Origin of the sequence: Pseudomonas monachiensis (assembly GCF_047345015.1) — a bacterium.
GTDB classification, from domain to species: domain Bacteria; phylum Pseudomonadota; class Gammaproteobacteria; order Pseudomonadales; family Pseudomonadaceae; genus Aquipseudomonas; species Aquipseudomonas monachiensis.
In genome coordinates this window covers 5,619,743-5,631,113 of record NZ_CP178857.1, presented here as the reverse complement: position 1 = coordinate 5,631,113, position 11,371 = coordinate 5,619,743, and the positions used below count along the sequence as shown (strand labels likewise).

The 11,371-nt window shown below is 59.9% G+C and carries 8 protein-coding genes and 1 tRNA gene; 4 read left to right on the top strand and 5 right to left on the bottom strand.

Translation table 11 applies throughout. From position 1 onward, the window contains the following. Positions 1-62: 62 nt before the first annotated feature. A complete protein-coding gene (locus ACMDB8_RS25380) occupies positions 63-524 on the bottom strand; it encodes an Lrp/AsnC family transcriptional regulator (protein WP_046039454.1) in 462 nt (153 codons plus the stop codon). A 185-nt stretch (positions 525-709) separates the two neighbouring features. Here ACMDB8_RS25380 and ACMDB8_RS25375 point away from each other — a divergent pair, with 185 nt between their 5' ends. Then, on the top strand, positions 710-3,064 hold the full coding sequence (locus ACMDB8_RS25375; RefSeq protein WP_409078129.1) for a glucose/quinate/shikimate family membrane-bound PQQ-dependent dehydrogenase: 2,355 nt from the start codon (positions 710-712) through the stop codon (positions 3,062-3,064). A gap of 113 nt (positions 3,065-3,177) precedes the next feature. Next, on the top strand, positions 3,178-3,810 hold the full coding sequence (locus ACMDB8_RS25370; RefSeq protein WP_409078128.1) for a peptidase M41: 633 nt from the start codon (positions 3,178-3,180) through the stop codon (positions 3,808-3,810). A gap of 95 nt (positions 3,811-3,905) precedes the next feature. On the opposite strand, the gene ACMDB8_RS25365 is transcribed toward ACMDB8_RS25370, so the two are convergent. Then, positions 3,906-4,214: a DUF3077 domain-containing protein gene (locus ACMDB8_RS25365; RefSeq protein ID WP_409078127.1), complete on the bottom strand. Its 309-nt coding sequence runs from the start codon at positions 4,212-4,214 to the stop codon at positions 3,906-3,908. Positions 4,215-4,793: 579 nt separating this feature from the next. Between ACMDB8_RS25365 and ACMDB8_RS25360 the strand changes: the two genes are divergently transcribed. Together ACMDB8_RS25360 and ACMDB8_RS25355 are read left to right on the top strand one after the other, a co-directional pair. Beyond that, positions 4,794-5,159 carry a type II toxin-antitoxin system RelE/ParE family toxin gene (locus ACMDB8_RS25360; protein WP_056726629.1) on the top strand — a complete coding sequence of 122 codons (366 nt, stop codon included), beginning with the start codon at positions 4,794-4,796 and terminating at the stop codon, positions 5,157-5,159. After that, positions 5,152-5,457: an XRE family transcriptional regulator gene (locus tag ACMDB8_RS25355; protein WP_056726630.1), complete on the top strand. Its 306-nt coding sequence runs from the start codon at positions 5,152-5,154 to the stop codon at positions 5,455-5,457. Before ACMDB8_RS25360 ends, ACMDB8_RS25355 begins: the two co-directional genes overlap by 8 nt. 74 nt (positions 5,458-5,531) lie before the next feature. Here ACMDB8_RS25355 and ACMDB8_RS25350 read toward each other — a convergent pair. The 3 genes from ACMDB8_RS25350 to rpoD all read right to left on the bottom strand — a co-directional run bounded on the left by ACMDB8_RS25350 (position 5,532) and on the right by rpoD (position 11,340). After that, positions 5,532-5,608 (bottom strand) — tRNA-Ile (locus ACMDB8_RS25350). A 15-nt stretch (positions 5,609-5,623) separates the two neighbouring features. Beyond that, a complete protein-coding gene (locus tag ACMDB8_RS25345; protein ID WP_056726631.1) occupies positions 5,624-9,370 on the bottom strand; it encodes a bifunctional diguanylate cyclase/phosphodiesterase in 3,747 nt (1,248 codons plus the stop codon). Between the two features lie 122 nt (positions 9,371-9,492). Further along, positions 9,493-11,340 (bottom strand): RNA polymerase sigma factor RpoD, encoded by a 1,848-nt coding sequence (gene rpoD, locus ACMDB8_RS25340; protein ID WP_150725191.1) that lies wholly within the window; start codon positions 11,338-11,340, stop codon positions 9,493-9,495. Positions 11,341-11,371: the final 31 nt, after the last annotated feature.

Here is an 11,371-nt window from a genome sequence, read left to right as displayed (position 1 = left end):
GTGGGAGCGAGCTTGCTCGCGATAGCGCCAGTTCAGTCACTGATGAACCCAGGCCTGAAAACTCAAACCGGCTGCCCCCGATCAATCTTGCTACTCAAGATGATCGACGTCGTGGTCTTCTCCACCCCATCCACACTGCCAATCTGATCCAGCAACTGATCGAGTTGCTCCGGCGAATCGGTGCGCAACCACGCCACATAATCAAATTCGCCACTCACCGCGCACAGCTGTTGCACCTGCGCCATTGCGCTCAGGCGTCGCAACACTTCCTTGCCGGAACGCGGTTGCACAGTGATCCCCACATACGCCTGCAACCCGCCATCCACCACGCGCTGGCCGAGGCGCACGCCGTAACCGGTGATCACCTTGGCCTTTTCCAGCCGCGCCAGGCGCGAAGTGACGGTGGTACGGGCGATGCCCAGTTGTCGGGCGAGCATGGCCACGCTCTCGCGGGCGTTGATCTGCAGGGCGGCAATCAATTGGCGGTCGATTTCATCGAGAACGGGCGTGCGAGTGTCAGGCAAGGGGTTATCTCCAGGGGCATGGATCAGTGCGCAAGCATGTTACAGGCAGTTCCTGCAGGACGCTCGCGACGGCGATTTGATCTAGCCTCAATACCGTTCATGACATTTTTGCCTGCGACAAATTGCCATAAGTAACTAGGTAGTACATTATTCCGCCCTTGTCACAAATGGGGAAAATTTCCGACATGAATAATTCTGGGGCTGCCGCCGGCAGCAAATGGTTGCTGGCGGGGCTGGGTGTGCTGATTGCACTGATCGGGCTCGGCCTGGCCGGTGGCGGTGGCTATCTGATCGCGCTGGGTGGCAGCTGGTATTTCCTGCTGATGGGGCTGGCAATGCTGGCGTCCGGGTTGATGATTGCCCGGCGCAAGCCGCTCGGCGCCTGGCTGTATGCTGTGGCATTGCTCCTCACTGCGATCTGGGCCGTTTGGGATGCGGGCCTCGAGTACTGGCCGCTGGTCTCGCGGGTACTGACCTTCGCCGTGATCGGTCTGGTGGTGGCGTTGATCTATCCGACCCTGGTCCGTGCTTCGGGCGCGACCGCTGGGCGTGGCGCCTACGGTCTGGCTGGCATTCTGGGCGTGGGCGTCGTTGCCACGATGGCCTACATGTTCGTGCCGACCCATGTGGTCAAAAACACCACCGTACCTGCGGTAACGCCGGTCACTCCGGGCACCGAGCAGAAAGACTGGGCCCACTGGGGCAACACCACCGCCGGCAACCGCTTTGCCGCGCTGGACCAGATCACCAAAGGCAACATCGACAAATTGCAGGTCGCCTGGACCTTCCGCACCGGTGACATCCCGCAAAGCACCGGTGCCGGCGCCGAAGACCAGAACACTCCGCTGCAAATCGGTGACACGGTCTACACCTGCACCGCCTACGGCAAAGTCTTCGCCCTGGATGCCGACACCGGCGCCCAGCGCTGGAAGTTCGACCCCCAAGGCACCGCGCCCAACTGGCAGCGTTGCCGTGGCCTGGGCTATTCCGAAACTCCGGCGTCTTCGGACAATCAGCCAACCGCCTGTACGAAACGTCTGTTTCTGCCGACCGGCGATGCGCGCCTGATCGCTATCAATGCCGACACCGGCAAGCCCTGCGAAGAGTTCGGTAACCACGGCACTGTCGATCTGACCACTGACATGGGCGAAGTGAAGCCCGGTTACTACCAGCAAACCTCGACCCCATTGGTCGCAGGAGACGTGGTGATCGTCGGCGGCCGCGTGGCCGATAACTATTCCACTGGCGAACCGCCGGGCGTGGTGCGTGCCTACGACGTGCGCAGCGGTGAGCTGATGTGGGCGTGGGATCCGGGCAACCCGAACACCACCAAACGCCCACCGACCGGTGAGACCTATACCCGTGGTACGCCGAATGTGTGGTCGGCCATGTCCTACGACGCCAAGCTCGGTCTGGTTTACTTGCCAACCGGCAACGCCACCCCGGACTTCTTCGGCGGTCAACGCACCGAGCTCGACGACAAGTGGAACTCGTCCATCGTCGCCATCGATGTGAAAACCGGCCAGGTACGCTGGCACTTCCAGACCACTCACCACGACCTGTGGGACTTCGACCTGCCGGCACAGCCGCTGCTGTACGACGTGCCGGACGACAAGGGCGGCACCCAGCCAGCCCTGGCGCAAGTCACCAAGCAGGGCGAGATCTTCCTGCTCAACCGCGAAACCGGCGTGCCTATCGCCCGAGTCGAAGAGCGTCCGGTGCCGCAAGGCAAGGTTCCCGGCGAACGTTACTCGCCAACCCAGCCGTTTTCGGTGGACATGCCGTCAATCGGCAACAAGACCCTGACCGAATCCGACATGTGGGGCGCCACGCCGTTTGATCAGTTGATGTGCCGCATCCAGTTCAAAGGCATGCGCCACGAAGGCGTCTACACCCCGCCGGGCATGGACCGCGCCCTGCAGTTCCCGGGCTCGCTGGGCGGCATGAACTGGGGCAGCGTCTCGGTTGATCCGAACACCAACTACATGTTCGTCAACGACATGCGCCTGGGCCTGGCCAACTACATGATCCCGCGCGACAAGATCAAAGCCGGGGCCAGCGGCATCGAAATGGGCGTGGTACCGCAGGAAGGCACGCCGTTCGGCGCCATGCGCGAACGCTTCCTCTCGGCGGTCGGCATTCCGTGCCAGAAACCACCATTCGGCACCATGTCCGCCATCGACCTCAAGACCCACAAACTGATGTGGCAAGTCCCGGTCGGCACCGTGCAGGACACCGGCCCGCTGGGCATCCGCATGCACCTGCCGATTCCGATCGGCATGCCGACCCTCGGCGCATCGCTCGCCACCCAGTCGGGCCTGCTGTTCTTCGCCGGCACCCAGGACTTCTACCTGCGCGCCTTCGATACCGGCAACGGCAACGAAATCTGGAAATCGCGCTTGCCGGTGGGCAGCCAGTCCGGGCCGATGACTTACGTTTCACCGAAAACCGGCAGGCAGTACATCCTGCTCACGGTAGGCGGTGCGCGTCAGTCGACGGATCGTGGGGATTATGTGATTGCCTACGCTTTGCCCAAGTAAGGGCTGAAGCTTGAGTCAGAAAAGCCGCGCCATTGCGCGGCTTTTTCTTGGGCGAAAGAGCGCGTGTGGAAATCGGCTAGGATTGAGACAGTCGAGGGTGCGAGGCGAAGGATATGACAATGAAGCTACCTGCTGCTGTACGGGACCGTGCATTGCAGATCGCCCATCACGAAATGGGCCACTACGTGGTGGCCCGCGCCCTGGGGTTTGAAACGGGCGGCGTGACCCTGACAGTGAGCAAGGATTTGCGGCACCAGGGAGGGGCCTCCATTACCTTGGTGCGCCCGATTTCGTCGATGGAAGCCATGAAGGAACATCTGGAAGCCCGGATGATGGTGCTCCTGGCTGGCTCAATGGCGCAGACCCTGCCTTCAAAACCTTCAGCCGCCAAACGCGTCGATAAGCCCAAGGCCACCGCCATCCTCAAAGGCAAGCAGGGGGCGGAACAGGATTACGCAAAAATCAGGGAGCTTCAGCATCTGCTGCGAAATATCGTCTACCCGGACACTGATCCTGCGTCGGGTGAGCGGATAACGGCGGAGCTTAAAGAGATGACAGGTCGGCTGTGGCTGCGGACGCAAAAAATCATAGAAGATCAGGCCGAGACGATTGCCGAATTGGCTGTGGCGCTGGTGGACGGCATGGTCATCGTGGAGCAGTGGGGACGGCCGGCGGATACGTATGAGGGCATGCTGACGGGGCAGGAGCTGGAGCGGCGGCTGGCCGTGCAGGCCATGCCTTCATGATGTGTTTGAACTGAATAGCCGAAGCATTTGGCTCTAATCAGCCCCAAAAAGGGAACGCTCGGTCCCTATTTGGGAACTTTGAGGCTCTGTGTGTTTTATTGATCTGCTTGTGCTCTCGTTTGAGCAGGTTTGCGCGTCAACACCTTCACTACATTATCAATCACCGCTTTGCTCATCGTCGTCAGGTAATGCGCGGCCCAGGCGTGGCGGTCGGAGTCTTGGGCGTAGGCGGCGTCCACGGTGAGGGACTTGGCGAGGAACAGCAGGTCGGAGGCTTGGGCCAGAGCGTCGGCGATGGGGACGTCACGGCAGACGTGGAACAGTGGTTGATCCGAGAGATATAGGAAGGGGGTGAAGCCGATGGTTTTCAGTTCTGAAGGATCGTGCGAGATGGTTTTGCTCATGATGTAACTCCTTAATCCAAGAAGCCGCCACGTTCGTTTCCAAGCGAATGGGTGGCAGCTGTACGCAGGTTGGAAAACCGGGGATCAAGGAAACCGGCACGCCCGAAAGCGTCCCACGCACAGCTGCCATAACACAGTTTCGCAGTCGTAAAAAACGACTGGAGTAGTGGTAGATTCTGCTGCGATTTGATCCGACGGGTTTCCAAGCCCGATCGCTGAATGGTCAGCGACGACCGGAGACTATCCCGTCAAAGAAAAGCGCAACAAGGCGGCAAAGTGCCCAAAAGCAAGGTTCGGAGTTTGCCTACAAGGTTTACGGACGTCATCCGATATTGCGACACCCTCTGTAAACGAAGACTGGCGCGACGAGCGATTTTCCAGGCCGGTGCATCCTCTGAGTAGTTGAGCCAAGCGCTGGGTTCCCACGTTGTCATGAGGGCGCTGAAGCAATTGGCGAAACGGCAAACCTACTGCGAGTAACCATCGTTAACAATTGACAGAGGAGTCAGAGTGGTTGGGCACCTCTGAAGCTCATACATTTATTCCTTTGAGGTTATATTCCTTTGGTGGCATATTTGTATGAAATGGGACGTCGAATACACGGATGAATTTGAGGCCTGGTGGGATCACCTGAACGAGTTCGAACAGGACTCGGTTCAGGCCACAGTGATGTTGCTGGGCGAGGATGGCCCACACTTGGGTTTTCCACATACCAGCGATATCAAGGGTTCACGGCATGGCAACCTTCGTGAGTTAAGAGTGCAGCACGCTGGCAGGCCGTACCGTGTGCTGTACGCGTTTGATCCACGGCGCAGTGCGATTCTGCTGATTGGCGGTGATAAAACCGGCCAGGAGCGTTGGTATACGGAACACGTGCCACTGGCCGAACGTCTCTACGACGAGCACTTGGAAACATTGAAGAAAGAGGGCTATGAGAATGGCTAAAAAATTTGCTGATTTGGTGTCACGTCGCTCTCCAGAGTCTCAAGCGCGTGTTGAGGCCTTGCATCAGAAGCTACGAGCACAAATGCCGCTGCACGAGTTGCGCCAGGCGCAAGCGTTGAGTCAGGACACACTGGCCAGGACACTGCATGTCAACCAGGCGGCGATCTCCAAGATGGAGCGGCGAACGGACATGTACATCAGTACTTTGCGCAACTACATCCGCGCCATGGGTGGCGAGTTGGAAATCATCGCCACCTTCCCCGAGGGCCAGGTAAAGATCGAAAACTTTGCCAACTGAACGATTAAAAAATGGCTCTACTGTTTCGGGCTATTCAGATACGCAAAAGCCGCGCAATGCGCGGCTTTCTTGTTTGGTGGGCCCACACGGACTTGAACCGTGGACCAAAGGATTATGAGTCCTCTGCTCTAACCAACTGAGCTATAGGCCCTCAGTAGGTCGCGGATTATAGCGACGGTTTTGCGACTGTGCTATCCGAAAAAGCCTTTACTGTTGTACGAAGAAACGTCGCGGCGAATTCGTCGGGGGGCAGGGGCAGGCTGACGATGTAGCCCTGGATTTGTTCACAGCCCTCGGCGGCGAGGAATTGCTGTTGCGCCCGGGTCTCGACCCCTTCGGCAATCACGGTGAATTGCATGCTGCGGCCGAGGGCGATGATGGCGCGTACGATGGCGGCATCGTGGGGATCGTCCGGCAGGCCGCGGACGAAGGACTGGTCGATCTTGAGGATGTCCAGCGGCAGGCGCTTGAGGTAGCTCAAGGACGAGTAGCCGGTGCCGAAGTCGTCGATGGCCAGTTGCACGCCCAGTTGTTTGAGTTGATGCAGCACCGCCAGCGCTTCCTCGGCCTGGCTCATGATGAAGTTTTCGGTGATTTCCAGTTGCAGGAAACCGGGGTTGAGGCCGTTGTCCTTGAGCAACTGTTCGATGCGGCCCACCAGGTTGGGTTGGCGCAGTTGGGCGCCGGCCAGGTTGACCGACAGCGGACCGGGGCTTTCGTACAGCCTGTGCCATTCGGCCATCTGCCGGCAGGCGGTTTCCAGCACCCAGTCGCCGATTTGCAGGATCATGCCGTTTTCTTCGGCCAGCGGGATGAAGTGTTCCCGCGGTACGTCGCCAAAGGTCGGATGGTGCCAGCGGATCAGGGCTTCGGCGCCGACCAGGCTGTAGTCTTCGAGGCTGATTTTCGGTTGGTAGCACAGGTGCAATTCGTTGCGCTCGATGGCGCGGCGCAGTTCGTGTTCCAGCGCCACGCGTTCGCTGGCCTGGGCGGTGAGGTCGCGGGTGTAGCTTTCGACGCGGTTGCGGCCCTTGGCCTTGGAGCGGTACATCGCGGCGTCGGCGTTCTTGATCAGTGTGGCAACGTCGCAGCCATCTTTCGGATAGAGGCTGGTGCCGATGCTGGCGCTGATGAAAAACTCGTGTTCGCCGGCCTGGAATGGCGCGGCGAAACAGTTGAGCAGTTTATTGGCGATGTGGTCGGCGTCGCTGGATTGTTGCAGGCCCGGCAGCAGGATAATGAACTCGTCACCTCCCAGGCGCGCCACAGTGTCGATATCACGCAGTTGCTCCTTGAGGCGCACGGCGATGCCCTTGAGCAGCAGGTCGCCGACCGGGTGGCCGAGGCTGTCGTTGATGTGCTTGAAGCGGTCGAGGTCGAGGAACAGTACCGCGCCCTGGCCACCGTTTTCCTGCTGGCTGTTGAGCGCGGTCAGCAGGCGGCTTTCGAACAGTGTGCGGTTCGGCAAGCCGGTCAGCGGGTCGTGGTGCGCCTGGTAGTCGAGTTTGGCCTGGGCATGCTTGAGGCTGGAAATGTCGGCGAACACCGCGACAAAGTGGGTGATGAACTTCTCCCGGTTGCGCACGGCACTGATGGTCAGCCAGCTGGGGTACAGCTCGCCATTCTTGCGTCGGTTGGAAATTTCACCTTGCCAATGGCCTTCGGCGGTCAGTTGGTGCCACATGGCCGCGTAGAACGCGCTGTCATGCAGGCCCGAGGCGAGCAGGCGTGGCGTGTGGCCCAGGGCTTCGCTTTCGCTGTAACCGGTGATTTCGGTGAACGCACGGTTGACCGCGCTGATGTGCTGTTGGGTGTCGGTGATCAATACGCCTTCGGCGGTGCTTTCGAACACGGTGGCGGCCTGTTGCAGTTTTTCCTGCATCAGGTGCCGCTCGGTGATGTCCCGGGCGATGGTCAGCATGCAGTTTTCATCGCCAATCGGCAGCGGACGGCTGGACACTTCGCAGAGGCGGATCTGCCCGTCGCTGCGGCGGATATGGCAGCTGAAATCGCGGACAAAACCGTCGCGGTGCAGCAGGTCGAGCATTTGCTTGCGTTCATTGAGGTTGACCCAGATCCCCAGGTCCAGCGCCGAACGATCCACCGACATGGCGCTGTTGAAGCCGGTGATGCGGCTGAAACCGTCGTTGACCTCCAACAGCAAGCCATCGCTTTGCCGCGACAGCAGCAAGCCGTCGGGGGAGGCGTGGAAGGCCTTGGCGAACTTTTCTTCGGACGTTTGCAGCTGTTGCTGGGTTTCCTTGAGCTGGGTGATGTCCCGCACCACGACCACCAGCGCCGGTGTCATGTCGAGGTCGAACGGTTCGGCGGAGATCAGGCCGGTAAACACCTGGCCGTTGCTGCGACGGAAGGGCATTTCCAGGTTGCGGATGCTGCCGGCCTGCAAGCGTTGCAGAAGGCCCGGCCCGACACCGGGAATCCCCCAGATGTTCAGGTTGGTGGCGGTCTGGCCAATGACGTCCTCGGCCTTGAGGCCAATTTGCTCCTCGAACGCTTCGTTGACCTCCAGCAGACAACCGTCGCTCAGGCGCGCGATCACCAGAATGTCCGGGCATTGCTGGAACACAGAGGCGAATTTCTGTTCCGACAGGCGCAGTGCTTCTTCGGTGCGCTTGGCGTCGGTGATGTCGATCATCAGCCCACGCATCACCGGTTCATGCCCGTGCTCGATCAGGCTGACGATGTCGCGCACCCACAGGCAGCGCCCGTCGGCGGTGATCACCCGGTAATCGAGGCGATGGTCGCGCCCGGCCAGCACTTCGTGGTCGCAGAAGGTCTGGGCGCGGGTCAGGTCGGCGGGGTGAATGATGTTGCGCCAGAAGCCCGGGATCAGCCAATGGGACAGGGGATATCCGAGAAGGTCTTCGGCGTGGGGCGATACATAGCTGTAGGTGAAGTCGGTGACTTTTGCTTCCCAAGCGATGGCCGACAGGCTCTCCACCAAGCCGCGGTAGTGGTATTCGCTGCTGCGCAGTTCCTGTTCAAGGTCGACCCGGCGGGCGATTTCCGAGCTCAAACGGCGGTTGATGCGGATGACCACCGCCAGCACGACAGTCAGCAGCAGCAGTCCGGGCAGGCCATACACCAGCAGGTCGCTCCAGAACGTTCGATGATCGAGGACGTTGCCGACCCAATGCTCCTGAATGGCGCTGATTTCAGCGGGGCTCATGTCCGCCAGGACTTTGTCGAGAATGCCAACCAGCATCTTGTTGTTGCGGGGTACACCCATGGCCAGTTGATAGCGATAGGGCGTTTCACCGCTGACATACAACCCGTCGAGCTTGAGTTGGCGTAGGCTCCAGACGCTGGAAGCCAGATCGCCTACCACGGCGTCCACTTCGTCGGTGGCCAGTGCCTGTAGCGCCGAACTGACGTTGGGCATCGCTACCAGATTCAAGTCGGGATGGTGGGTGCGCAGCAGTTCGTGAGGGGCGTAGTTTTCCACTACGGCGATTTTCAGGCCGTACAGGTCTTTCAGGTTGTGTGGTTGGGGGCCCCCGACATGGGCCAGGATGACAATCGGAAAATCCAGGTAGGGGCGGGTGAACGACAGGTATTGCTGGCGTTCCGGGGTCGACATGATGCCCGGCAGCAGGTCTAGCTTGCCCTTCTTGGCCTGCTCCAGGACGGCGGTCCAGCTCACCGGCTCGATGGGCGTGAGTCGGGTTGCCAGCCTTTTGCGGATGACCTCGATGTAATCGGCGGCAAGGCCCTGGTAGCGGCCCTCATCGTCACGAAACTCGAAAGGCGGCCACGACGCATCGACACCCAGGCGCAATTCCGGGTGAGCCGCCAGCCAGCTACGTTCTTCGTCAGTGAGAGTCAGCGCGCCAGCCGTTGCGGTCCAGGTCATCAGCGACAGCAAAAAAAGCACGGTCGGCAGTCTGGGCATAACGGTCTCGTTATGGCTCGGGGGAATGTTTCGAGTGTAGACGGCTACAGGGCGGAGGGGGGAGGCGGGGGGATTTAATCTGTACAAAGCAAAACCCCCGGCCTGGGCCGGGGGTTTTGTGATCACTCGTCGAGGAAGGAGCGCAGATGCTCGCTTCTCGTCGGGTGGCGCAGCTTGCGCAGCGCCTTGGCTTCGATCTGACGAATCCGCTCACGGGTCACGTCGAACTGCTTACCAACCTCTTCGAGGGTGTGGTCGGTATTCATGTCGATACCGAAGCGCATGCGCAGTACCTTGGCTTCACGGGCAGTGAGGCCGGACAGCACTTCGCGAGTCGCTTCTTTAAGGCTCTCAACGGTTGCAACATCGATTGGCGACTGCATGGTCGAGTCTTCGATGAAGTCACCCAGATGGGAGTCTTCGTCATCACCGATCGGGGTTTCCATGGAGATCGGCTCTTTAGCGATCTTCAATACCTTGCGGATCTTGTCCTCAGGCATTTCCATGCGTTCGCCCAGCTCTTCCGGGGTCGGTTCGCGACCCATTTCCTGCAGCATCTGGCGGGAAATGCGGTTGAGCTTGTTGATCGTCTCGATCATGTGCACCGGAATACGGATGGTGCGGGCCTGGTCGGCGATCGAGCGAGTGATCGCCTGACGGATCCACCAGGTGGCATAAGTCGAGAACTTGTAGCCGCGACGGTATTCGAACTTGTCCACCGCTTTCATCAAGCCGATGTTGCCTTCCTGGATCAGATCGAGGAATTGCAGACCACGGTTGGTGTACTTCTTGGCGATCGAGATCACCAGACGCAAGTTGGCTTCAACCATCTCTTTCTTCGCGCGGCGGGCCTTGGCCTCACCGATCGACATGCGACGGTTGATGTCCTTGATTTCAGCGATGGTCAAGCCGGTTTCGGTTTCCAGCGCGGTCAGCTTCTGCTGGCAACGGATGATGTCCGGCTGCAGACGACCAATGGCTTCAGCGTATTTGCCTTTGCCTTTGGCCAGGGCGTCACTCCAGCTTTCGTCGACTTCGTTGCCCGGGAACTGGCGCAGGAAGTCGGCACGCGGCATGCGTGCATCACGAACGCAGAGCTGCATGATTGCGCGCTCTTGCTGACGCAGGCGATCCAGGGCACTGCGAACACGCTCGACCAGGCCTTCGAATTGCTTCGGAACCAGTTTGATCGGCATGAACAGCTCGGCCAGGGCCAACAGCTCGGCAATCGTTGCCTTGTTGTTGCGGCCGTGCTTTTTCAGCGCCTTGCGGGTGATTTCCATCTGATCGGCCACAGCACCGAAGCGCTGTGCAGCGATGATCGGATCCGGACCGCTTTCGGCTTCTTCCTCGTCATCGGAGGCTTCGGCGTCATCGTCCTCGGAGTCGTCATCCGCTTTAGCGGCTTTCGCGTCGATCGGCGGCGGCACTTCTGCCGCAGGCGGCGCGATGCCGTCGTCCGGGTCGATATAACCGCTCAGGACGTCGGACAGGCGGCCACCTTCGGTGGTGACGCGGGTGTACTCGGAGAGAATATGATCAACCGTGCCGGGGAAGTGCGCGATTGCGCTCATCACCTCACGGATGCCCTCTTCAATACGCTTGGCGATTTCGATTTCGCCTTCACGCGTGAGGAGCTCCACCGTACCCATTTCGCGCATGTACATGCGCACCGGGTCGGTAGTGCGACCAATGTCGGTCTCGACCGCAGCCAACGCTGCAGCGGCCTCTTCGGCTGCGGCTTCGTCGGTATCGGCGTCGGCCAGCATAAGGGAATCCTTATCTGGCGCAACCTCGAATACGTTGATCCCCATGTCATTGATCATGCGGATGATGTCTTCCACCTGTTCCGGATCTGAAATATCCTCCGGCAGGTGGTCGTTGACCTCCGCGTAAGTCAGGTAGCCCTGCTCACGACCAAGTGTGATCAACTCTTTGATACGAGACTGCTGTTGCGCTTTTCCGGACATAACACCCTATCCACTGAAGGTCTTGGCGGGC

What these genes read in the sequence shown, in the direction of transcription:
- ACMDB8_RS25375 (WP_409078129.1), top strand. Translation starts at nt 710, where the DNA reads ATGAATAATTCTGGGGCTGCCGCCGGCAGCAAATGGTTGCTGGCGGGG.
- ACMDB8_RS25370 (WP_409078128.1), top strand. Translation starts at nt 3,178, where the DNA reads ATGACAATGAAGCTACCTGCTGCTGTACGGGACCGTGCATTGCAGATC.
- ACMDB8_RS25365 (WP_409078127.1), bottom strand. Translation starts at nt 4,214, where the DNA reads ATGAGCAAAACCATCTCGCACGATCCTTCAGAACTGAAAACCATCGGC.
- ACMDB8_RS25360 (WP_056726629.1), top strand. Translation starts at nt 4,794, where the DNA reads ATGAAATGGGACGTCGAATACACGGATGAATTTGAGGCCTGGTGGGAT.
- ACMDB8_RS25355 (WP_056726630.1), top strand. Translation starts at nt 5,152, where the DNA reads ATGGCTAAAAAATTTGCTGATTTGGTGTCACGTCGCTCTCCAGAGTCT.
- ACMDB8_RS25345 (WP_056726631.1), bottom strand. Translation starts at nt 9,370, where the DNA reads ATGCCCAGACTGCCGACCGTGCTTTTTTTGCTGTCGCTGATGACCTGG.
- rpoD (WP_150725191.1), bottom strand. Translation starts at nt 11,340, where the DNA reads ATGTCCGGAAAAGCGCAACAGCAGTCTCGTATCAAAGAGTTGATCACA.